The organism is Moorena sp., assembly GCF_982860115.1.
Genome location: NZ_CEYLVT010000078.1, coordinates 8,436 through 29,642, shown reverse-complemented (window position 1 = coordinate 29,642; position 21,207 = coordinate 8,436). Strand labels below are relative to the sequence as shown.

Below are 21,207 nucleotides of genomic sequence, written 5' to 3'. Positions count from 1 at the left end.
GGCTTTGAGCGTACGCAACTCTTCTATATTAGGTGCATTTAAGCTGACATAATATAAGACCCAAAACGATACTTTATCTACTGTCTGTTGAGCTTTGTTAATTGCTAGAATATCTAGTCTGCCAGTAATTTTGGTATCCTGGTCTTGAATATCAATATCAGCAATCCCTTCTTCAGGTGCGACCCGTGGCGAATTTAATTCGCCAACGGAAAGCGCACCTAAAAGGAAATCTTTATTGGAGAGCGATAGAAGCCAGCTAATCGCAGTAAGGGAAAAACCGTTAGGGATTTTACCAGTCCTTCAGATACTTTACCCGCGATTAAGTAATTATCAAAATCAGTCCGAATTTGTTCCAACTCCCGTTGCTCAAATTCAGTGATAGTGTCTAGGGATAACCGGGAAGTTAATGAACTATTGTATTGCCGTTGAAAGCCAAAGGTATGATGCACATCTTCTAGAGATAGGTGACTAGCTTGTAGAATTATCATAGGTTTATAGGGTTCCGTGTATAAATTGTATAAATTGTGATAATTATTGTTCCGAAGTTCCCTACTCCCTACTCCCTACTCCCTACTCCCTAAAACCCAATAATTTGTACCTCACCCAAATAATAATGCTATATCAGTTATCAATGCTAACGGCGTTGCCACCATACCAACCCAGCTGTGGTAAACCCGACTAAGGGCATAAGTAACAGGGCAGTCCAACCCAGTAACTCAGCCTGGATTGCTGTTAGGTTAATCCGTCGATTGTTTTGTTCTTTAGGGCGGATAGATAGGACTTGATCATCTTGCTTACTTAACCAGCTAATGGTGTTGAGAAAAACATCACCATTTAATTGCTGATCAAACCAACCATTGGTGGCAAAATTAGAGTTACCATAGACTACTAGACGAGATGAAGAAGTCTTTTTGTTACCATCCTCTTTAGGAGTGGCTTGATCAATCCCTTCAGCTTTGCGGCTTAATGCTACACCTAAGATTAACGGACCAGGACGATCGCGTTCTGGATTCAATTCCAGTGGCTGCTGTTTAGGATTACTCTCAGCCCAAGTTCTGTCATTGGTAATTAGCAGAGGAGTTTCCTGGATACCATCTACTGGGGTAATTAAGAGCGATCGCGCCCAGGGATAAAAGGAAAATCCGTCACCAAATTCCGTGGTAATGGGATGATTCCCGTAGCTGGTCACCATGGGAGTTGCTGCACCAAGCACTAAGGAACGTTCTGGAGCAGATGGGTCAATCACTAACCTACTGTCTAGCTTAATTCCCCAGTCTTTGAGAAAGCTATCCAATTTAGGATTAGTATCAGGGTCGAGCATCAATAGTAAGCTACCACCCTTGGATAGATAGTTACGTAACGCTTTGACTTCTTTTTCTAATAATGGTCGAATCGGACCTGCACTAACCACGATTGAGGCATCGGCTGGAACCTCTGAGCGTTCAGCTAGGTTAAGGGGTTGAACCGTAAAATTTTTATCCTCTAGAACACGTACGGCCTCAGATAATCCCCCTTCCACTTCTGCTAAGGATTTTTCTCCGTGACCTTGGAGGAAGTAAACCCTAAGCGAAATTTCCCGAGTCAAGGTTTCCATACCACTAGTAAGACTAGCTTCTGATAGAGGTTGGGTATCATTAACAGCTTGCAAGAATTGTTGCTTGTCTTTATATTGTAGATAAACCTCTCCGATAGACTGAACACCAAATTTCTGAGCTAGTGCTGGTTTTAGCTGAGGGTCAACAAACTGAAATTCAAAGTTTGACCCATACCGACGAAAGTTCTGTAACAACTCTCGGTCATCTGGATTAGGTTGTGGGTTAAAGATCCAAACCTTAAGGGGTTGTCGTAAATTTTGCACCACTTGTTGGGACTGGGGTGACAAAGTATATAACTGATTTTCTGTTAAATCGATTCGCTGAGTATAGCGCACCCCTATAAAGTTAATCAGCCCTACAATCACTAACATAGCTACGGTAGAAATAATAGCATTGGTTCCGACTTGGGTAGAACGGCTTTGCCAAAATTTCGGAGCCAACCGGGCTAAAAATACTAGCCCCACAAGACTAATGACAATACCAGCAATCAGTAATCCTAATGCGTCTGGGGACCATTTTTCAGTCATAATCCTGACAGTGATTCCCGCCATGGTCAGTAGTGGCCCGAGCCAGAAAAGGTAAAGGAGAAACTTCTTGGTTTTGCTTTTCTTCATCTCAAACCTCACGGGAGCTGCAACTATCATTACTTACTGATTGTAAGCATTCAGCTTAACCCGCTAGGTATTACGCATTAGGCTTAGGCGTTAGGCGTTAGGGGGTGAGGTGGTTTGAGCCTGGGACTTAGCACTGATGCACTGACCCACTGACCCACTTGGCTAGCCAATGGGGACTGTAGTTGAGTTGAGTAAATCATTGTGCGTTCCCGTAGGGGCTCAATGCTTAGCATGTCATCCCACTTCAGCGGGTAATAATGGGACAGCTATAGAGTGGAAAATTAAAATAACTATAGCGATTTATAGCCTAATGAGGTACACAGGATTTTTTCTCTCTTGGCTATTCCCTGTTCCCTAAAAACCTCACCTAATTTAAAACTGCTATAGCAATTCTATTTCCCATGAGGTACAAAGTTATCCCCCTAAATACCCCTTAAAAAGGGGGACTTTGAGGTTGATAAGTGTACTTCATAAATGCAATAAACGGTATATATAAATTGGTGGATAAGTTTACACTATTTTTATCCATAAAAAGATTATCCTTCATAGTTTTTTTGTAAACTTTGTATAAAGGCTTTGGTTGAATATAAAGTTTGTATAAACTTGCTGGGGGGTCATAATTGCTCCACAATGCTTACCAGTCCTAGCTTTCAGGTCAATATCATCATAAGTTTATGTATAGTTTGGGCTTTCAATTACTTAAAACTCAATCCGTTATTATTTTGTTGAAGTTGGAGTACTATAAAGCGTATACATTTTGTAACTGATGCACAAACCTACATTCGATGAGTGAATTTCCTGATTTTTATAACTATGGCTACCAAGTCAAAAAAACATTAGGTCAGAACTATCACAGTGGTCGAGTAACTTATCAAGCCATTCATCTTAAAACTCAGCAAAAAGTTGTAATCAAGCTATTTCAATTTGCTCAATATAACAGTAGCTGGCATGGTTACCAATCCATTGAAAATGAGATTAAGGTACTAAAACAGTTACACCATCCTAGGATTCCTCGCTATCTTGACTCCTTTGCTCCTGAAGGTGGTGTTTGTTTGGTACAGGAGTACAAAAACGCTCAACCTTTGTCTGCATACCCAAGCTTTACACCAGAGCAAATTCAGCAAATTGCCGTTCAAATGCTCGAAATTTTGGATTATATCCAGCATTTTTATAATCCGATAATTCACCGAGACATTAAACCAGAAAATGTTTTATTAGATTACAAAATGCGGGTTTACTTAATTGATTTTGGTTTAGCAAAACTTGCCTATGGTTCAATTAATGGAAGTACTACGATGGCTGGCACAGCTGGATTTATGCCACCAGAACAATTATATAATCACCCCCTCAATAAAGCATCAGATATTTATAGTTTAGGAGTGACACTTGTTTGTTTGGTAACCGGAATTACAACGGCGGAAATTAGTAATTTAATTGATTTAAGCAATCATCGTCTAAAATTCAAGCATTTAGCTTCAGGTTATAGCAAAGAATTTCTTAACTACCTAGACAAAATGGTAGAACCGGACCCTAAAAAGCGTCTTGCCAATCTAGAACGTATTTTTAAATCGGTTCCATCACCAGAGCCAATTCAAAGAAAACTACTAGCAGAGTTTAACAATAAAGTCAAAATAAATAACCTAAATAAACAACTAAAGTATGCTATAGTTACTGTAATAAGTTTAGGATTAGGTGTTACCTATGGATTAAACCAAGTTGAGCAACTAGTAGTAAATAAAATCCAACAGCACTTGAGCGATGGAGACTATGAACAATGTATTAACTTAGCTCAAGATGTTCCCGATTTTTTGAGCATCAATGAAAAATCGATATGCCTGTTAAATGACTGTTCTGTCGCACAACTAAATAAAGCAACTAAACTAGTAGAGAATCCCCAACTTATCTATAAAGGAATTACTGAAGCTAAAAAAATCCCAACTGAGAGTAATAGCTACCAAGAAGCACAAACGTTAATTACTCAATGGAAAGAATGGCAAAGTGATCAAAATTTAATTCAAAAAGCTCAACAAGACCTAAAGAAACGTAAATGGCAACAAGCCAAAGTAATGGCAGCACAGGTTAAGGCTGAACGTTTCCAGCACCAAGCAATTCAAATTATTAAAACTGCTGAAACAAAACTAAAAGCTGCTGAATTAGAAAGACTAGCTGCTGAATTAGAAATACAAGGAGAAAACCTGATCCTCAAGGCAAATCACTATGCTAATCAGCGACAGTATAGTCAAGCAATATCCATCGCCAAACGGATTCATAACGCTACGCCATCTTATCAAGAAGCACAACGATTAATTGCTGAATGGCAAAGCCAAATTCCTCAAGTTTTTAGAAATTATTGGTCATCCCCAAAAGTTAATGGCGCTCGCTTCGTCGTCGATAAAATAGAAAAGTGGAAAAATGGCCAATTAAAAATTTATTTTAAAGCTTATAATTACACTAATAAAGATAGCAGATTTGCCGATTTTATCGCCGTTGATAATTTAGGAAATAATTATAGAGGTTATTCAGGCTCTAGTTGGGATGGAACAGTCATGCCTTCTAGGACACCAACTAAAGGTTATATTACCTTAAAACAACCCCTAGATCCGAATGCCTCAGTGATTACACTTAGTTTTCGTCGTGTTTATACTTATAATCCAGGAATTAAACTAATCACTCTCAAAACAAAAGGAATCAGAGTTAACTAGTAAGGCTCTCCTTCTTAACAGCAGGATTAGCCGGAGAATACTCTCCAAAGCGCCAGCGTATAGGGCTAGCATTAGTTGTCTCTAAGACCTGCTCAATATGAAACTCCACTAACCGTTGCGCTCCTGGAACGGTAGTGAATCGTGAGTCATCCCAAATCACCTCGGCTGTTCCGGTCAGTTGTAAGGTATTGCCTCGCTCAAAATCGATGAATAGCAGACCAGCACGGGGATTCACTGTCAGGTTACCTAGGGTTTGAAACATATTATTGCCAGCATAATCGGGAAACACTAGCTGATGATCATTGATCACCTGGATAAATCCCGGATATCCACCCCGATGAGAGGCATCTGCCCCAGTTTCTGGATTGAAACTGGCCATGAAAAAGGTATCAGATTGGGTAATCCAGTCTTGCTCGGTTGTGGTCAAAGCCTCAAAGCTGCGAATTTCAGGCTGCGTTGACTCAGGGGTATCAGTCTCTAGATGACGCAGCTGGATGTATTTGGGACAGTTGAAAAATACCTCAGTGGTCTGCATCACAATCTGCCCTTTGCCTTCTACTCTACCCAAGCCATTCATCCGCAAGCGTTTACGGGTAGTCAGGTCAATCACCAGAAGTCCCAGTACTCCATTTTGCACCAAGTTTTCGTACAAGGGATCCCCATCGATAGGGATACAGTTAATCTCGACAGTTTGATTATCGAAAACTCGGACAAAACCAGGTTGACCAGTCAGCAGTGATGCCCAAACCAAGCCATTGGTATCCACACTACTAGCGATCGCTAATTGTTGGGTTGTCAGGAGCATCTGAGCAGCCGGTTTGATAACGGGAGTAATCATCGAGCTGAGTTTCTCAGCTTCTTCCCTTACCCCAGACCGAGTTTGAACAGCAATCTCTCCAGTGTGAAAGCTCATAATCTACTCCTTTGGGGATTGTGAGACAGAAAACAGCAGTTTTCTTATACACAGAATTTCTGTATATGTCTGTATCTAATCTGTCTGTATCTAAACTATAAAACTGTCCAGATTTGGGCTAAAGAAGACTATCACCCAGCACCGGACAGGATACAACCAGTCAGGGGTGTTAGGTCAATAGTTGCCTATCCCTGAAGTTTCTATAATTTCAGACTACTGGGAAGACAAGAGCAAAATGTCTCAGTTTTTGTCTCAGTTTTGTCTGGTGTTGTTTAACTGACAATGACTAGCCCCAGTTCGATGTCAGAAATTGCTGTCAGAAATTGGCAGGTTTTGAGGAAAGCATTCAGCTTAAGCGCTACGCGCACGCTACGCGAACAGTTATCAGCTATCAGCCATTAGCCATTGGCCTGTGGCCACGTTACTTGAGGTGCTTATCGGCTATGGGCACGCTACTGTTCGCGAAGCACCGATCTAGTAGCGCAATCGGTGCTTTTAGGTGCGCGCCCGTTCGCGCCCCGCGTCGGCAAAGCCCTCAAGGTGCGACCCGTGGCGAATTTAATAATTAGATGCGGAAAGCGCACCTTTGAATGAAATAAGCTGACCGCTGACCGCTGTTCGCGTAGCGTGGCCAAAGGCCTTCCGCTGACCGCTGACCGCTGACCTAAGAACGTTGAAATCTCAATGCATCAATAGACTGAGCAGTTAGAAAAATACCGATAAAGATGTAACTCAAAAACAGAATTATACTACTAGTATCCAAAACACCCTGAATCAGATTTTTATAATTTTCCAGCAACGATAAATGACCTAAAGCTTCCCCAAGGGGTCCACTAACATTTTTAGCAATCAAATCAATCACCCAAAGTCCCAAAACCAGAGCAAAGGTGAGGATTGCTGACAAAATTGAGCTATCAGTTAGGGAAGAAATGAACATCCCCAGAGAAAGCACCGATGCTGCTAGTAAAATTAATCCGGCGTGGGCGAGTAACGGTAGGACAGGTTGAACCGGGGGGTCTGTAGCACTAAATGCGATCGCTTCATAGGCAAGTAAGGGTAGCACCATAAAGCTATAAAATGTCACCACTCCCAAGAGTTTACCTACGGCTACAGCCCAATTCGTTAGTGGAGACGTTGCCAAAAGTTCCAAAGTCCTGCGCTTGCGTTCCTCAGCATAGAGTCCCATAGACAGAATTGGCAACACAAATAACGACAGTGAACCCATCACTTCCAAGAATTGACGCAAAAATACATAGGCAACATCCACTGGTGGTATCGGTAAACCCAATTGTTCTGCCGTTGCAACTTGGTTAATAATCCCCTCTTGATCTAAAAGAATTTCCACAAAAAAGGAGCCAGACAGCAACCAAAATACACCGGCGATAACATAAGCGAATGGTGAAGCAAAATATCCCTGTAATTCTTTCCTAAAAATTGCTAATATATTGCCAATAATTATCATTATTAGTTTTATGATAGAGGGTTATTTTTTTGGTTTAAGGTTTAAACTTGAATGTTGAATGTTGAATGTTAGTTAGGTAAGGATTAGTTATTCAGGATTAGTTATTTTAATGTTACTTAGTTAAAGGTTTTCAAAATAACTGTCATCCTTGATGCTTAATCCTTCATCGTTAATCCTTCATCAGACTCCTGAGACTCCTGTAAATCAGACTCCTCTAAATCAGGATCGGGTTTAGGCAGTGGTTTTTCGGTGGTAGTCAGTTTCAAAAAGACATCTTCCAGGGTAGCGCGAGTCCGTCGCATTTCGTATATCCCTACACCAGCTCCCACGGTCACAGCTGCAATATCCCGTGCGGGTTCTGCTCCCGGTGCTGATACGATGTGGAATAAAGAGCGTCCGCCAGGTAAATTTTGATCATTAACCAGTTCCACCAGGCAAACTCCTGGTATAACTTGTAATAATTTCTGTAACTCCTGTGCATCACCATCTATTTCTAACTCATAACCTGAGCCTCCGGTTAACTCCGCCAGTAACTTGTCTGGACTATCTGTTGCTACAATTTTGCCTTCATTGATAATGGCTACCCGGCTACAGGTCATACTCACTTCTGGTAGAATGTGGGTAGATAGGATAATAGTATGGTCACCAGCAAGGCTCTTAATTAAGTTACGGACATCAATAATTTGTCGAGGATCAAGACCCACTGTAGGTTCATCTAAAATGATGGCCGGTGGGTCATGTACAATCGCCTGAGCGATACCCACCCGTTGACGGAAGCCCTTAGAAAGCTTGCGGATCAGTAGCTTGGCCTTGCTCGTTATGTTACAGCGCTCCATGGCAGTTTTGACCTTAGTAGTGCGATCGCCTGCAGCAACACCTTTAATACGGGCAACAAAGTGCAAAAATCCTTCAACGGTCATATCCGGATACAGTGGCGGAAATTCCGGTAAATAACCAATTCTGCGTCGTACTGCCATAGAATTTTCATGAACATCATAATTAGCAATTCGGGCAGTACCATGGGTTGCTGGTAAATAGCCTGCCAAAATTCGCATGGTAGTGGTTTTACCTGCACCATTCGGTCCAAGGAATCCTAGGATTTCTCCTGGTTCAACCCTGAAAGTCACATTCTCTATCGCTGGTGTGGTGCCATAAATTTTGCTTAGATGCTCTACTTCTATCATATTATTAAGTATTACGTGTTAAGTAATAAATATTAAGCATTACCTATTCAATATTACCTGTTAATTATTGCCTGTTAAGTATTACGTATTAAATATTACGTGTTAAGTATTACGTATTAATTGCCATTTACTGACTAATATGGTTAAACCTACTATTTAAGTTAACCCAGTCACTGGTGAAGATAGCGATACTGGTGATACTTTTCCATTTAAAACGTTGACTAAGGCACTTTCTATTGCCACTGCTGGAATCGTTTTGATGCGTCAGGTGCAACCGGTATTGCGTCGTAATCTGATTGATAACAATACTCATGGTAGTTTACTGGTTAATGGTAGGGCGCTTACCAGATAATGGTAATTCTCAAGACCCAGCGGGTAATATCCTGCGCAATAATGGTAAGGTTGATATCCACGCATAGCAGCTCTGTCAGCTTAGTTTCGCTGGGCAATCAGCTCAATCCATCTAGAATTGAGGGTGCGGTAGAGTTGCGTTCATCTCAAGTTCCAGTCCGGCAGACGTGTCACTGAGTTCAACTCACCGTATAGTGTTGTCATGAGTCCTAAGTCCTGATTTCAGTGACCAAGCAACTCACTACCAAAACTAGTTGCAAGTTCCAGGTTGCAGGTTACAGGTTGCAGGTTGCAGGTTGCAGGTTGTAGGTTACAGGTTGCAGGTTGCAGGTTGCAGGTTGCAGGTTGCAGGATATAGGTTATATTACCAAGCGACTTTGCCCGAAGCCGCTTTGTGTCGATAATTTGTCACCTTTTTACCTTTCCACCTGGAATCGTACCACCTTCCCACCTTGAACCCTTTTACCCATGACCAATGACTCAGATTTAGCCATTGCCTATGCCCTTGCCTTGCTCAGTCACTATGGGTTTGAGCTCAGGGGTTACACTGTAGAAGAATTAGTCAATCTATGGATTGAGAACTATCCTGCCAATTGGGTGCGTCTAGCGGTGATTGAGGCTCTTTATCAAGGGCGTTACAAAGCGATATCTGTAGAGCAAATTTTGGCAGTCTGGTTACGACGAGGACAACCTATATATCGCTTTAATCATGAGTTTGAGCGGATGGTTTGTCGTAAATTTCCCCAAAATTTAACCGCTCCAGTGGATAGTACATCCACAACCGAGAGCTTAGAACTAAGTTTACAGTGGTTCGACAATGTTGCTGAAACCTCTGTAGGTACTAGTTCCTATAAAACTACACCAGAGCAAGAGATGCTTGAGTCAAAGACACTCCAAGCACCACCAACAGGGCAACAGGACACTTCCCCTGAACCCAAGACCATACCATCCAAAATACCTGAAAAATCAGTCAAGCCCAGAGAAAGCTTCCCAAAGCCTCTGAGCAAAGCCCGTGCTAGTCCTATCTACAATGTAGATTGGTCAAGTTATGAGCTTAACAAGAAGCCAATTAACCAATTTCATCCACCACCAGACTCTTCAGATGTCTACCTTAAGCTGAAGGCAGTTGTCCAGCACCAAGACTCTGGTACAGTCACAGCTACGGTAGTCAATCAGCAGGTCAGCGATTCGGGGGAAGATCTCGACGTCGAAAGTAGGTCAGAGGCAGAGAGTCTTTCTCAGGCCACTGTTAAATTGGAGCAAAGTTAACCATCCCACGATTAATCCCCGTGGGATGATTGGCCCTAGGCCACGCGGGGCGCGAACGAAGCTAATCATACCAAATTCTCCCTGATACCCCTATGGTATACCCCATTGTGATTAAATTATTTTTTATAAACTTTCATAAAACTATCCAGTAATTTTTATTAAAATTTCATATATTATGTAAATTTATAGTGATTAATTGATAGATATAATTCCAGTCTAAAGTCCTTTAGCCAAGTCTAGCATCAGGATGCAGGAAAAAAGTTTTTATTTTCCCCTATTTTCTGGTTTAATAGCCGGACTTATTTTTGGGATACAGCTGACCTTATTTGTCCAAATAATTCTTGAAAACTACTCTGCCAGAGCCTGTGCCAAGATTCCCGATGGCAAATTTGCTGTTTTTGTACCAACAAGTTATTTATTGAATAAAATAAATCTTAAACGAGTCGTTATATCTAACAAATGGGCTTATAATTACAATTGTAAGCTGTTTAAATCCAAACATGATTATATTAAAAATTCTAAAGTCATTAAGTCGGATTCATTTATAAAAGATAACTATGCCCCAGCCGGTTATATACAGGTGCCATCAGAGAGATATATGCTCAGGAAAGTGTGGCGAGGTACCCTGATTGGCTATTTTTCTGAATATGAGGCAAATTTAGTCAGGAACAAAGTCCTAGAAAGTGCTTACAGTAAAGAACCAAAACCTATCGATAAGCCTTTTGTAGTAAATAACATAAATACTAATAATTGAGACTATAAGCATTCAGCCGTCAGCCCCCAGCCCTCAGCCGTCAGTGGTCAGTGGTCAGCTGACGTAACATAGATTAAACCAATGCTTACCTGTTTTATTCAAAAGCTGATAGCTGTTCGCGTAGCGTGGCCATTCGCGTAGCGTGGCCAAAGGCCAAGGCCAAGGCTGATGGCTGAATGCTTATAGCTGATAGCTGTTCGCGTAGCGTGGCCATTCGCGTAGCGTGGCCAAAGGCCAAGGCCAAGGCTGATAGCTGATAGCTGATAGCTGATAGCTGATAGCTTACCTTTCAGGTAACACCAAGACGAATTTCTGTGGCTAGAGAAGCCATGGTTAATTGCCCCCCCTGCTGGAGAACGTTAGTGCGTAAGCGAAAGTTAGGGCTAGCAAACCAAAAACGTTCTTCAGCATATAGAGTTTTCCCCTCTGTAATCATTGTTAAAACATCATCCTGGCCGATACTGTAACGACATTTTAGCGATGCAGCGAGGTAGCGCGGTCTTGGGGGTTCCCCCCATGAGCGACTACCGGTGCGGTCTTGGGGGGAACCCCCACTCGCTATTGCATCAAGAAACGAAGTTTCTTCAACATCACCATTAGTTCGCAATAGCTTGCCAATGTCGGGATTTTCTGGGTTGGGAACAGGTACAACAACAGTGGAACCAGTTTGCTTTTTCTGCTCTCCTACTACTGTACCGTCCCAAATCACTTTTACACCAAATATAGCTATACCAGGCTCTATTTGGTATTTTTTACAGAGTTTGATTACCTCTGGGGCATCACCAGATAGCATTTCCATAGTGATGTTGGACTTACCATTTTTAATGGGTTGAGAAGTAATATGATTACTAGTACGTTGAGAAAACCATCTGCCAGCACTCTGCTCAAAAAACTCTTTAATATCCATTGGCTAAGATTGTAAAAATTTGTGGTAGATCGTGGTGGATCAGTGATGTTGGTAATTTCAATCAAGTGGTTCACTATTGATTCTATCGTGCTATGGTTAGCCGAATTACCAGGATGCTACGCTAGCTTGAGGCTTCAGACAAACGCAATAGAGCCATTTGAGCGGCTTCAGATACTTGAGGATGGCTGTCTTTTGCCAAATAGTTTAATGCCGAGATACTTTTGTCCTGACCAAGTTGACCGAGGGCTTCTGCTAAACGTTGACGCACTATCCAATCCTCTGACTGGGCAAAGCGTAGAATATCGTCTATAGCTTCTGTAGCTTTAATTTCCCCTAAAGCAGCAATAGCAGCTTGTTGGACTAGTACTTCCTGACTATCTAAGGCCTTGGTCAGCACATCACGAGCACGGGGATCTTGGAGATTACCTAGGGACACAGCAGCACTAAAACGTACCAACCATTCAGTATCTTCGTAGAACGCCCTAACTAGAGGTTCAAAGGCTTTGGGGTCACCTAGATATCCCAAAGCTCCAGCAGCAGCAGCACGAATTCCGTAATCTGGGTCAGTTGCCATGAATTTGACCAAAATTGGGTAGCATTCTTCCGTAGGCTTCACTCCCAGGGCGAATATAGCCATAGAGCGAACTGGTAAATTGGGATCATCAAGTACCTTTTTAATTAGGGGCACGGCATCACTGGCTTGAACAGCCCGTAGTGATGCCAGAGCCATCAAGCGATCGCGCATGTTAGGGCTTTCCAGCTGAGCAGAAAGTTGTTCTAAATTAGGGGGCATCATAGTTTATTGGGGTTTGGTTGACAATTAACCTCAGGGGAGTATTAGCATCGGTTGTGATCCGTTGAGAATCTACCCAGCTGTCTGGTAAAGTAATCGCTCTATAAGCATTCAGCTATAAGCTATCAGCGATTAGCGCTACAGATGGTTCTACTTGAGGGGCATTCAGCGATTAGCGCTACAGATGGTTCTACTTGAGGGGCTATTGGCCTTTAGCAACGCTACAGATGGTGCTTATGGGTTAGGTCACAGCGTCGTTCGCACAGCGTGGCCAAACGCGCCCCGCGTGGCCTTTTGGCCAAGGCCAAAGCCTGTGCCACGCTACAGATGGTGCTTTTGAATAAAATAAGCTGAGTGCTTAGTGCTGACTGCTTAAATCCCTCTGACCTGCTTGCTAGATCAATCTTTATACACAATTGTCGCTCTGAGTCATAGTTTTGGGAATGCTATGGCTGTATCTATGGAAGTTTTTTAGTCAACTAGCTATGGCAAATCCATTCAACTTTCGGCATCTGAGTACAGGTAAGAATAGAAAACAGGCTGATGTGATAAATACAACAACCCAAGTCACTTCTGCCACAGTTGCTGATGGTAACTGTTGAATTGAGAGCTGATCGTTCGATTTTGAGACATCAATGATGAGATTAGAGCAGTTCCAGATTCTACGTGAGCTTACAGTCGATGAAGCAGCCTTTGAGCAGCTTCAAGAAATTTTATTAGCTCAGGAAACCAAATACCAAAAGGCACAAGAGCAAATTCACTTTCAGGCTTGTTTATTAGATAACTTACCTAGTGGGATTATTGCCATAGATATGGACGGAAAAATTATCCATTGGAATAGTTATGCCTGCAAGCTATATCAATGGCAAGCCCAAGATGTTATTGGGTCGCAGCTATCCGAGATCATGTTTCCCTCTAGAAGTCATGCTCCCATCAAAGAAATTTTTGCTCAATTGTCCCAGTTAGAGGTTTGGCAGGGTGAGTTGCTTATTCAACGCCAAGACGGTAGCCGATTGGCTAACGATTTTACCATTAGTGTCCTACAAGATCAGGTAGGGAAACAGATTGGTTTTGTAGCAACTGTCGTTGATGCTAAAAAGGGCAAACAGGCACAACAGATCGCACTGTCTAACCAGGTGGCTCAAGATCAGCTGAGGGAGGCAATGGGTGATTCCCTTCGGGAAAACTTTGCAGCCCGCATTCGTAAGTCTTTAGATGTGGAGACAATTCTGAATACCACAGTTAATGAAGTTCGTCGATTGTTACAAGCAGATCGGGTCGCGGTTTATCGCTTCGAGTCGGATTGGAGAGGTAGATTCACAGTAGAGTCTGTAGAATCACCCTGGCAGCCGATTACAGGTAGGGAAATGTATAATCCCCACTTCTGGGAAACCCATGCTAATCAGTACCGGTATGGTCCGATCCAAGCGATTGAAGATATCTATTCTGATTCTGGGGGCTTGTCCTCCTATGAAGTTAATTGCCTAGCTCAGTTTCAAGTCGTTGCTAACTTGGTAGTTCCGATCATCTGTCACCCTCAACTAGACCAAAACCAACCATTAGACTCACCTCTGTGGGGACTACTGGTTGCCCATCAGTGTAGTAGACCACGACAGTGGCAGTTTTGGGAAAGAAATTTGTGGAAATCAGTAGCAGACCATGTAGGAATTGCGATTCAGCAGGCTCAAATTTATCAGGAAAACCAACTCAAAGCTCAACGGGAAGCAACGCTCAATCAGTTTACTCAAAAGATTCGTAGCTCTCTTGATTTAGAGCAGATTTTTACCACAGCCACTCAAGGAATTAGTCAGCTGTTGGAGGTTGACCTAGTAGAAATTCAAGAATATCTGCCACAGCAGCAGGTTTGGTTAACCGTATCTCAATGCAGTAAACACCCTAACTTGAGAAGCCCAATGGGAGCTGAAACTCCCGATGTGGACAATCAGATTAGTCGCAAAATCAAAAATCTCGAAGTGGTGCGTATTAACAATAGCTGCAACTTAAACCTTCAGGATACTTGCCATGGGTTAATTGTACCACTAAGGTTTCAAAACCGCCTCTGGGGAAAATTGTGCCTGATCAAGATTGATCGTGATTACCAATGGTCTGATGGTGCAGTGACTTTGGTGCAGTCGATGGCTGAGCAACTTGCGATCGCAATTCAGCAAGGCCAGCTTTATCAGCGGCTGGCTAACCTTAACACCGACTTAGAACGGCAAGTACTCGAGCGTACCCAACAACTACGAGAGAGAATCCAGGAACTACAGAGACTAAACATCCTCAAAGATGATTTCTTAAGTACCGTTTCTCATGAACTGCGCACACCTCTATCCAATATGAAAATGGCAATACAGATGCTCAAAATTGCTCCAGAGAGTGAACGACGACAGCGCTATACAGAGATTTTAGAATCTGAGTGTTACAGAGAAATTGAACTAATCAACGATTTACTCGACTTGCAGCGTTTAGAAACCGCCTCTTATCAGGTTTCGCGAACAGTAGTAGACTTGAAAATCTGGTTACACCGAATCATTGATTCCTTTTGCTCCCGTATCCAGGCACAACAGCAAATTCTCAAGTTGACTTTGTCAGATAATTTGCCATCGGTTTTGATTGACAAGACCAGCTTCGGCCGAATTGTGACAGAACTGTTCAACAATGCTTGTAAATATACTCCAGCCAACAGACAGATTATTCTTGAGTTTTTTTACCAAAACAATCCGGATATGATCGCATCAGATACCGTACCCAAGGTAATATTTAAAATCAGCAATCAAGCTGAGATTGCTGATACGGAATTACCCCACATCTTCGATAAGTTCTATCGCATTCCTAATGCTGATCCTTGGAAGCGAGGTGGTACAGGATTAGGTCTAGCTTTGGTCAAGGAGCTAGTCAAACAGCTCGATGGCATCATTCAGGTAGAAAGCTCTCAGAGATGGACTACATTTACCGTGCAAATTCCGGCTCCTCAAGGATCCGAACTAAATGAACACGACAACAGTTTGACGATAAAGTTCTAATCTACCTTCAATGCTTAAGGGATTGCTTGGTCTGTTGCCCAAGGCTATCTTTTGCCTAAGGATAGCGGTTAACTGATAGTTAAGTTGTGCTATCCTAATCACTTCTGACTTTCCCGGTTTGAATGGAACACCATTATATTAGTCTTCATGTTCTTCAAACTGATCGACTAATTCCGCTGAAGGGGGTCCAAAAGCGGTGTAAATGGATATACCAGTGATACCGATCACAAAAACAAGGATAACAATGCTAAGGACTATTGCGGGTTCCATGGCTCAAATCAAATATTAAGTGTGTCTGTTGATGCAGTCGCTTGGATCGCTCTCCAGCCCCGTGGAAACCACGCCAGTTGATCTTGGGGGGAACTCCCTTTGGCGGCACTGCCTCCCCAAGACCGCACTGCCTCCCCGTGAGGCCACTGCATCGCTATATTAGTCTGTTTTCTTTTTGAGATTCTGCTGTCTAAAATCTAGACAAACCTATACATTTAGTTCACTCTGGATCGAGAGCGTGGCAGGGTATAACCCGAGCTGTGCTTGAACGATCACGCCAAAGGCGAGCTAAACGGGATCTATTGTCAGAAGTATAATCAGAGTCAATTGTAGCCTTTTTTGATGTTGTGTTAACAAATTTTAGTTTTATTGCTTTTTTTTAAGAATACCACAGAATTTTAACACTGTTAAGATACATGGGAGCAAGTCAATTTTGTAAGAACACTTGAACTATAGTGTTTTCGGGACTTCACTACGATCATGGGGTATGTCGCCCAACCTACACAAGGCTTGGGGTCTCCCGTTATACCCGAAGTTAGAGGGAGACCCCAAGCCTGACTGGGTCTCTTGATTTTGGACTTAAACAGTGGTATCAATATTGAGGTGCGACCCTAGGCGGCGAGCAATCCCTCGCGGCCTAGGAGGTGCTCACCTATTGAATCGTGGATTAATGGCGGTTGGACTGCCGCTCAATGGCTGTGGTAAATCGGTACAGGTGCCCTTGACCTTGGCGAATTAAATTCGCCACGGGCCGCACCTCAGGATATCGAACGCGCCCCGCGTCGGCATCCGCCGAGGAGCAGCAATTCTCATTCGTGATTCGTGAGTAAGAGCGCGCCCACATCATAATCTTTGATTTGATGTGGGAGTAGTCACAATATCTATTAACATAAATCTAAATTTACCATAAACTCAATTTACCCATGGCACAAAGAACTCGGCTAGGAGATATTCTCAAACCCCTTAACTCCGAATATGGTAAAGTTGCCCCAGGTTGGGGCACTACTCCTGTAATGGGAGTCTTTATGGGGCTATTTTTCGTCTTTTTGCTGATTATTTTGCAGATTTACAACAAATCAATCCTCATTCAAGGTTTCAATGTTGATTGGACAAGCCTAGGGCAGTAGTCTACTCCCTGCCTAAACTGCTAATTACTAAAATTTCAGCTCCCTCCCGGCTTGTCCGGGTTTTTTAATGCTTTTGACAGCAATGGATAGGCTCGGAAGTCACATCGGATAACTCCCTGGCTTAGTCCAACTGGCTTAGGTCAAAGCAACAAAGCAATAGCGGTCAATTTGGGTCAAATGTGGAATACTAATAACAGCAAACTAAATAACAGCAAACTAGTAACAGCAAACCAGAACTTGACAAATCCCAGGAGGTTATATAATGAACGTTTTTGGTATGGGTTTACCGGAAATGGTGTTGATTATGGTCATTGCCCTATTAGTATTTGGTCCTAAGAAGTTGCCAGAAATTGGTCGTAGTCTGGGTAAAGCCATTAGAGGCTTTCAAGATGCCTCCAAGGAGTTTGAAAATCAGTTTAAGCTAGAGGCACAACAGATAGAGCAAGGGCTGAACACCCCTACCCCAAGTGAATCTGAGAAAACTGCCACCAAAGAAGTTGCTACAGCAGACGTTGCTACAGCAGACGTTGCTACAGCAGACGTTGCTACAGCTCAATCAAACAATCATGCTACGACGTCTTCTCCACAAAGCTAATCCTAGGGACGTCGAGCCACTTCAGCAAGAGGCTAGACCAAAGCAGGCATGATGACTAGTACTGCTCCGGGGAATTAAAAATTATGGTATTAACAATTCTTGCATGCTTATTACATAAGCGTTTTGCTATTTTTGAATCGTATATTTATTTCCGCAGTGCTGTACTAGATGACTCTTGAACTCTAGTCCAGTAGCTCATTGGTCCATTGCCTTGGCAACCATTGACGCTCCACGAGCAAGGGGTTTTAGTAGTCGTGGAGTGTCAATAATGAGTTAGCTACTAGATTTACCATTTTTCTCATTCTTCTTAGCAGAAGGTGCCTCAAACTTGTAGCCAACACCTCGAACTGTCTGAATTAAGGAAGGGTCACTGGAATTAACCTCAATTTTCCGGCGAATTTGACCGATATGGACATCAACTACTCGCTGATCTCCCACATAATCGTACTCCCAGACTTCCTGGATTAACTCAGAACGGCGCAAGACCCGACCCGGATGACAGGCCAGAAAATGAAGTAGATCAAATTCCAGAGCAGTCAGAGGGATAAGTATTTCGTTAATAGTTACCTCCCTGCGCCCTGGATCGATGACTAAATGGTCGAAGACTAGGCGTTCTGCTTCAGTAGCAGTAACAGCCCGCTTCCGTTTCAAAATTGCTCTAACTCGATTTTCCAGCTCTTGTAAATCAAAGGGCTTGGTGATGTAGTCATCAGCACCTTGTTGAAATCCTTGATTTTTGTCAGCAGCATCCGACCGACTGGTGAGCAAGAGGACAAAGACATCAGTGCGGCTCTGCATTTGCTGACACAGGTTGTAGCCAAGGGCGTCAGGCAAATTGACATCCAGAATGACTAAATCTGGATTAAATTGCTCAAATGTGGCAAGAGCCGTCTTGCCATCTTGAGCAGCCTGCATTTGAAAATTCTTTTGACTTAAGAAGCGTAGAATTAAATTTCGGATTGCCGGATCGTCATCTACGACAAGAATCTTGGCGGCGGTCATAACTTTCCACGGAAAACGGGATCACAAATTTAAGACGCAGAGTGTTTTGACACCAACGGTGCTGTTGGGCATTGTAGACAATTATCCTCAGATTATTAGGCAATGCCAATAGTTGGTAAATCGCATAGGCAGATCAGTTATTTTCAAAATTCCCCCACAGTAGGACTTCCCGAACCACGGCAAAAAGTCTTTTTTTCTTCTTCTAAAGAGCAAAAAACCCATAGCCTTGATGGGTCTATATGGATTTACTAACGGTTCTAACATTATTCAGGAATTCTCCGGTGATTTGGCAACAAAACTGAGATGCACCGGCATTGTGTTGACTTCACTGCGGCACTGCTGTTTGAAGATCAAGCTACACTAGCACCCAGGGGCATTGGCACCACCCTCAACCAAGACTACTCTGTGACCAGTGGTTACCCAGAGTAAGGTTGAGAGTTTCTCGTGCCTAACCTTAACATATACATAACTAGTTTAAAGTTGCTGTCATACTAATGAAAAGAAGGGATGTGAAAACAAGGGATGTCTCGGAGGTCTTGAATGAGTGATAACAATCCCTATGATCAGCTTGGGGTTACGGAAGAAGCGTCCTTTGATGAAATTCAGGATGCCAAAGGTCGCCTGATGCAAAAGCATCGTGGTAACCAAAAGCTTTTAGATACCGTAGAGGCGGCCTACGATGCCATTATTATGGATCGACTTAGGATGCGCCAGGAAGGAAAGATTAAAGTTCCTGATCGCATTCGTTTCCCAGAGAAGGCTTCTCAAGCTCCACCGAGTTTTCCCCAAACACCAGTTAATAACTCTCCTGAGTGGCTTAAACGGTTGTGGGATACTCCGACAAGAGAAGACATGATCTGGCCGAGTGCAGTGTTCTTAATCTTAAGCAGTGCTGTGCTTTACACCTCATCGGCAGAGTCGATTTTGCCGTTGGTGATGGCTATAGGCTTTGGATTCACGATCTATTTTCTCAATCGGAAAGAACAACAATTTGGTCGTGCAATGTTGCTAACCCTGGCAGGTCTGTTTTTAGGTGTGGGATTGGGGAGTTTGCTGTGGAATTCTCTGGCAAGCCAATTCACCACCCTAGACTTGACACTAGAAAAACTGGCTACATTGGTGACATTTGTATTGCTGTGGCTGATTAGTTGCTTCTTACGTTGAAAATGGGGATTGGGGATTGAGGATCAGGATGTGCCTCCAAAAGCACGTTCCTTGTCTCGTAGTGGTGCTTTTCCCCTTGATGGGATATATCCCAAACGTCTCTACCCTTGCTTGGGTTTTCCCGGTGGAAACCACGCCAGTCGCTCATGGGGAGCGACTGCATTATGGCCATGAAAAGCAATTTTCATAAAAATTGCTTTTTTAAATAACCACAAACCTTGCAAGTCAAGACTTTAGGGCGATTATTTTATAAAAATTATTATTTTATAAAAAATTTTCATAGCCACAGGCTAGATACCCAATTTTTTTTAACTGTGTTAAGAAAATTAAAGTTTATCAAACTCTGTCTGTTTCCTGATCCCAAGTTCATTTGTCTGCACAGCTAGTTAGTGATATAATTACCTGAATTTTGCGACAATCTCACCACCATAGCTTTTTTAAAATAAAAAATGACTTGAACTTTTACAGTTAATTGTGTCCCACCCTGACCGAGGGTCAGGCGTAGGGCTCGCTCTAGCCGGATTAGCTAAAATCGCAAATTATACGGCTTGTAGCACTGCTGTATCTAGAACTAAATCTACAGCTTCAGCGAGATTATTGACGATAAAATCTGGTTCGTGGAGATTGAGCTGAGCGCGATCGCGTATTCCAGATAAAACTCCAATTGCTTTAATACCGTGGGTTTTGGCAGCCACTATATCCGCTTCTGTATCGCCAATCATCCAGACATCAGACGCAGCTGGGAGTTTTTTTAGGGCTTTTGCCATTAGCAAAGGTTTATCCTTAGTGTCACCGGTCTTAACATAGTCGTTACTCAGGCAATACCGTCGATTAGGGGGAAAAAATTTATCCAGGTCTAAGCGACTGAACGCTTCATCAAGCTCCCGCACCCGACGCATGGTCATGACGGCTAAATCTACACCTGCTTGTTGTAATTTTTCCAGGGCATCTATAGCTCCGGGAACCGGTTGATCATGAACCAAGTAGGGAAGAGTGTGTACAGTTTGACGGCGCAGCTGAGCAAATGCTTCAGCTTGACTGGGATCGAGACCTGAACGAATACCAATAATTATCTCCGGAACACGCCCCCTCTTACACTGCCAAAACTCTGCCTTGGACATGGGCAGGATTGGCTGGTTAGGGCGTTGGATTTCTTTGAGACAAAACTGGTAAACCCGATAGTAACGATCCGAGACATTCATGATCGGACCGTCAAAGTCTGTAAATACTCTAATCATTATCTAACAAAATGTAATATTTATTTACATTATTATCTCATCCCGTGAGTATTTATCACTAAAATTACGAATTTGTAACATTTACAATGTCTTATAACTTACCCATTACTCCTGACAAGGGTAGGTTTTTGAAATTTGGGTCGGGAGTCGGGAGTCGGGAGTCGGGAGTCGGGAGTCGGGAGTCGGGAGATGGGGAGATGGGGAAATGGGGAGATGGGGAGATGGGGAAATGGGGAGATGGGGA

22 protein-coding genes are annotated in these 21,207 nt (G+C 42.9%); 10 read left to right on the top strand and 12 right to left on the bottom strand.

The genetic code is table 11. From position 1 onward, the window contains the following. Positions 1-218: 218 nt before the first annotated feature. Positions 219-488 carry a hypothetical protein gene (locus AC4II3_RS15285; RefSeq protein WP_488011359.1) on the bottom strand — a complete coding sequence of 90 codons (270 nt, stop codon included), beginning with the start codon at positions 486-488 and terminating at the stop codon, positions 219-221. 146 nt (positions 489-634) lie between these two features. Continuing rightward, positions 635-2,209, bottom strand: coding sequence for a GldG family protein (locus AC4II3_RS15280; protein ID WP_488011357.1), 1,575 nt, complete (start codon positions 2,207-2,209; stop codon positions 635-637). Positions 2,210-2,994: 785 nt separating this feature from the next. Between AC4II3_RS15280 and AC4II3_RS15275 the strand changes: the two genes are divergently transcribed. Further along, positions 2,995-4,911: a protein kinase domain-containing protein gene (locus AC4II3_RS15275; RefSeq protein WP_488011355.1), complete on the top strand. Its 1,917-nt coding sequence runs from the start codon at positions 2,995-2,997 to the stop codon at positions 4,909-4,911. Here the strand turns inward: AC4II3_RS15275 and AC4II3_RS15270 are convergent. From AC4II3_RS15270 to AC4II3_RS15260, 3 genes are all read right to left on the bottom strand, one after another. Continuing rightward, positions 4,904-5,824 (bottom strand): pyridoxamine 5'-phosphate oxidase family protein, encoded by a 921-nt coding sequence (locus tag AC4II3_RS15270; protein WP_488011353.1) that lies wholly within the window; start codon positions 5,822-5,824, stop codon positions 4,904-4,906. The two genes, AC4II3_RS15275 and AC4II3_RS15270, sit on opposite strands and share 8 nt — an antisense overlap. A gap of 664 nt (positions 5,825-6,488) precedes the next feature. Beyond that, positions 6,489-7,286, bottom strand: coding sequence for an ABC transporter permease (locus AC4II3_RS15265; RefSeq protein ID WP_488011351.1), 798 nt, complete (start codon positions 7,284-7,286; stop codon positions 6,489-6,491). A gap of 155 nt (positions 7,287-7,441) precedes the next feature. Further along, positions 7,442-8,470 (bottom strand): ABC transporter ATP-binding protein, encoded by a 1,029-nt coding sequence (locus tag AC4II3_RS15260; protein WP_488011349.1) that lies wholly within the window; start codon positions 8,468-8,470, stop codon positions 7,442-7,444. A 217-nt stretch (positions 8,471-8,687) separates the two neighbouring features. On the opposite strand from AC4II3_RS15260, the gene AC4II3_RS15255 reads away from it, so the two are divergent. The 3 genes from AC4II3_RS15255 to AC4II3_RS15245 all read left to right on the top strand — a co-directional run bounded on the left by AC4II3_RS15255 (position 8,688) and on the right by AC4II3_RS15245 (position 10,844). Next, the gene (locus AC4II3_RS15255) at positions 8,688-8,822 is read left to right on the top strand and encodes a hypothetical protein (RefSeq protein WP_488011347.1); all 135 of its coding nucleotides are present in this window, start codon (positions 8,688-8,690) and stop codon (positions 8,820-8,822) included. Between the two features lie 467 nt (positions 8,823-9,289). Continuing rightward, a complete protein-coding gene (locus AC4II3_RS15250) occupies positions 9,290-10,090 on the top strand; it encodes a hypothetical protein (protein ID WP_488011345.1) in 801 nt (266 codons plus the stop codon). A 247-nt stretch (positions 10,091-10,337) separates the two neighbouring features. Beyond that, complete coding sequence (locus AC4II3_RS15245; protein ID WP_488011343.1) at positions 10,338-10,844, top strand: hypothetical protein; 507 nt, start codon at positions 10,338-10,340, stop codon at positions 10,842-10,844. Positions 10,845-10,938: 94 nt separating this feature from the next. Here AC4II3_RS15245 and AC4II3_RS15240 read toward each other — a convergent pair whose 3' ends face one another. The 3 genes from AC4II3_RS15240 to AC4II3_RS15230 form a co-directional block, all read right to left on the bottom strand. Continuing rightward, positions 10,939-11,088, bottom strand: a complete 150-nt coding sequence (locus AC4II3_RS15240; protein ID WP_488011341.1) for a hypothetical protein — start codon at positions 11,086-11,088, stop codon at positions 10,939-10,941. A gap of 45 nt (positions 11,089-11,133) precedes the next feature. Beyond that, the gene (locus AC4II3_RS15235; RefSeq protein WP_488011339.1) at positions 11,134-11,751 is read right to left on the bottom strand and encodes a phycobiliprotein lyase; all 618 of its coding nucleotides are present in this window, start codon (positions 11,749-11,751) and stop codon (positions 11,134-11,136) included. Positions 11,752-11,872: 121 nt separating this feature from the next. Then, positions 11,873-12,547, bottom strand: coding sequence for a HEAT repeat domain-containing protein (locus AC4II3_RS15230; protein ID WP_293046315.1), 675 nt, complete (start codon positions 12,545-12,547; stop codon positions 11,873-11,875). A 632-nt stretch (positions 12,548-13,179) separates the two neighbouring features. Here AC4II3_RS15230 and AC4II3_RS15225 point away from each other — a divergent pair. Continuing rightward, positions 13,180-15,567, top strand: a complete 2,388-nt coding sequence (locus AC4II3_RS15225; protein ID WP_488011336.1) for a sensor histidine kinase — start codon at positions 13,180-13,182, stop codon at positions 15,565-15,567. A gap of 138 nt (positions 15,568-15,705) precedes the next feature. On the opposite strand, the gene psbN is transcribed toward AC4II3_RS15225, so the two are convergent. After that, the gene (psbN, locus tag AC4II3_RS15220) at positions 15,706-15,837 is read right to left on the bottom strand and encodes a photosystem II reaction center protein PsbN (protein WP_008180512.1); all 132 of its coding nucleotides are present in this window, start codon (positions 15,835-15,837) and stop codon (positions 15,706-15,708) included. Positions 15,838-15,845: 8 nt separating this feature from the next. Continuing rightward, positions 15,846-15,989 carry a hypothetical protein gene (locus AC4II3_RS15215; RefSeq protein WP_488011334.1) on the bottom strand — a complete coding sequence of 48 codons (144 nt, stop codon included), beginning with the start codon at positions 15,987-15,989 and terminating at the stop codon, positions 15,846-15,848. 771 nt (positions 15,990-16,760) lie between these two features. On the opposite strand from AC4II3_RS15215, the gene psbH reads away from it, so the two are divergent. Further along, entirely contained in the window at positions 16,761-16,964 is a 204-nt protein-coding gene (psbH, locus tag AC4II3_RS15210; RefSeq protein ID WP_008178875.1) for a photosystem II reaction center phosphoprotein PsbH, read from the top strand. Between the two features lie 262 nt (positions 16,965-17,226). Continuing rightward, complete coding sequence (locus AC4II3_RS15205) at positions 17,227-17,559, top strand: TatA/E family twin arginine-targeting protein translocase (RefSeq protein WP_488029417.1); 333 nt, start codon at positions 17,227-17,229, stop codon at positions 17,557-17,559. 273 nt (positions 17,560-17,832) lie between these two features. Here AC4II3_RS15205 and AC4II3_RS15200 read toward each other — a convergent pair whose 3' ends face one another. Further along, positions 17,833-18,561: a response regulator gene (locus AC4II3_RS15200; protein ID WP_488010441.1), complete on the bottom strand. Its 729-nt coding sequence runs from the start codon at positions 18,559-18,561 to the stop codon at positions 17,833-17,835. 303 nt (positions 18,562-18,864) lie between these two features. Between AC4II3_RS15200 and AC4II3_RS15195 the strand changes: the two genes are divergently transcribed. The 3 genes from AC4II3_RS15195 to AC4II3_RS15185 all read left to right on the top strand — a co-directional run bounded on the left by AC4II3_RS15195 (position 18,865) and on the right by AC4II3_RS15185 (position 19,899). Beyond that, positions 18,865-18,990 carry a hypothetical protein gene (locus AC4II3_RS15195; RefSeq protein ID WP_488010440.1) on the top strand — a complete coding sequence of 42 codons (126 nt, stop codon included), beginning with the start codon at positions 18,865-18,867 and terminating at the stop codon, positions 18,988-18,990. A 111-nt stretch (positions 18,991-19,101) separates the two neighbouring features. Further along, entirely contained in the window at positions 19,102-19,725 is a 624-nt protein-coding gene (locus AC4II3_RS15190; protein ID WP_488010439.1) for a CPP1-like family protein, read from the top strand. Between the two features lie 30 nt (positions 19,726-19,755). After that, a complete protein-coding gene (locus AC4II3_RS15185; protein ID WP_488010438.1) occupies positions 19,756-19,899 on the top strand; it encodes a hypothetical protein in 144 nt (47 codons plus the stop codon). Positions 19,900-20,264: 365 nt separating this feature from the next. Here the strand turns inward: AC4II3_RS15185 and AC4II3_RS15180 are convergent, their stop codons facing one another. Further along, a complete protein-coding gene (locus AC4II3_RS15180) occupies positions 20,265-20,963 on the bottom strand; it encodes an HAD family hydrolase (protein WP_488010437.1) in 699 nt (232 codons plus the stop codon). Positions 20,964-21,207 lie beyond the last annotated feature (244 nt).

Excerpts from the sequence above, each read along its gene's own strand:
- AC4II3_RS15250 (WP_488011345.1), top strand. The coding sequence starts at position 9,290 with ATGACCAATGACTCAGATTTAGCCATTGCCTATGCCCTTGCCTTGCTC.
- psbH (WP_008178875.1), top strand. The coding sequence starts at position 16,761 with ATGGCACAAAGAACTCGGCTAGGAGATATTCTCAAACCCCTTAACTCC.
- AC4II3_RS15285 (WP_488011359.1), bottom strand. The coding sequence starts at position 488 with ATGATAATTCTACAAGCTAGTCACCTATCTCTAGAAGATGTGCATCAT.
- AC4II3_RS15215 (WP_488011334.1), bottom strand. The coding sequence starts at position 15,989 with ATGCAGTGGCCTCACGGGGAGGCAGTGCGGTCTTGGGGAGGCAGTGCC.
- AC4II3_RS15245 (WP_488011343.1), top strand. The coding sequence starts at position 10,338 with ATGCAGGAAAAAAGTTTTTATTTTCCCCTATTTTCTGGTTTAATAGCC.
- AC4II3_RS15275 (WP_488011355.1), top strand. The coding sequence starts at position 2,995 with ATGAGTGAATTTCCTGATTTTTATAACTATGGCTACCAAGTCAAAAAA.
- AC4II3_RS15270 (WP_488011353.1), bottom strand. The coding sequence starts at position 5,824 with ATGAGCTTTCACACTGGAGAGATTGCTGTTCAAACTCGGTCTGGGGTA.
- AC4II3_RS15260 (WP_488011349.1), bottom strand. The coding sequence starts at position 8,470 with ATGATAGAAGTAGAGCATCTAAGCAAAATTTATGGCACCACACCAGCG.
- AC4II3_RS15230 (WP_293046315.1), bottom strand. The coding sequence starts at position 12,547 with ATGATGCCCCCTAATTTAGAACAACTTTCTGCTCAGCTGGAAAGCCCT.
- AC4II3_RS15190 (WP_488010439.1), top strand. The coding sequence starts at position 19,102 with ATGAGTGATAACAATCCCTATGATCAGCTTGGGGTTACGGAAGAAGCG.
- AC4II3_RS15280 (WP_488011357.1), bottom strand. The coding sequence starts at position 2,209 with ATGAAGAAAAGCAAAACCAAGAAGTTTCTCCTTTACCTTTTCTGGCTC.
- AC4II3_RS15225 (WP_488011336.1), top strand. The coding sequence starts at position 13,180 with ATGATGAGATTAGAGCAGTTCCAGATTCTACGTGAGCTTACAGTCGAT.
- AC4II3_RS15180 (WP_488010437.1), bottom strand. The coding sequence starts at position 20,963 with ATGATTAGAGTATTTACAGACTTTGACGGTCCGATCATGAATGTCTCG.
- AC4II3_RS15200 (WP_488010441.1), bottom strand. The coding sequence starts at position 18,561 with ATGACCGCCGCCAAGATTCTTGTCGTAGATGACGATCCGGCAATCCGA.
- AC4II3_RS15195 (WP_488010440.1), top strand. The coding sequence starts at position 18,865 with ATGCACCGGCATTGTGTTGACTTCACTGCGGCACTGCTGTTTGAAGAT.
- AC4II3_RS15205 (WP_488029417.1), top strand. The coding sequence starts at position 17,227 with ATGAACGTTTTTGGTATGGGTTTACCGGAAATGGTGTTGATTATGGTC.
- psbN (WP_008180512.1), bottom strand. The coding sequence starts at position 15,837 with ATGGAACCCGCAATAGTCCTTAGCATTGTTATCCTTGTTTTTGTGATC.
- AC4II3_RS15265 (WP_488011351.1), bottom strand. The coding sequence starts at position 7,286 with ATGATAATTATTGGCAATATATTAGCAATTTTTAGGAAAGAATTACAG.
- AC4II3_RS15235 (WP_488011339.1), bottom strand. The coding sequence starts at position 11,751 with ATGGATATTAAAGAGTTTTTTGAGCAGAGTGCTGGCAGATGGTTTTCT.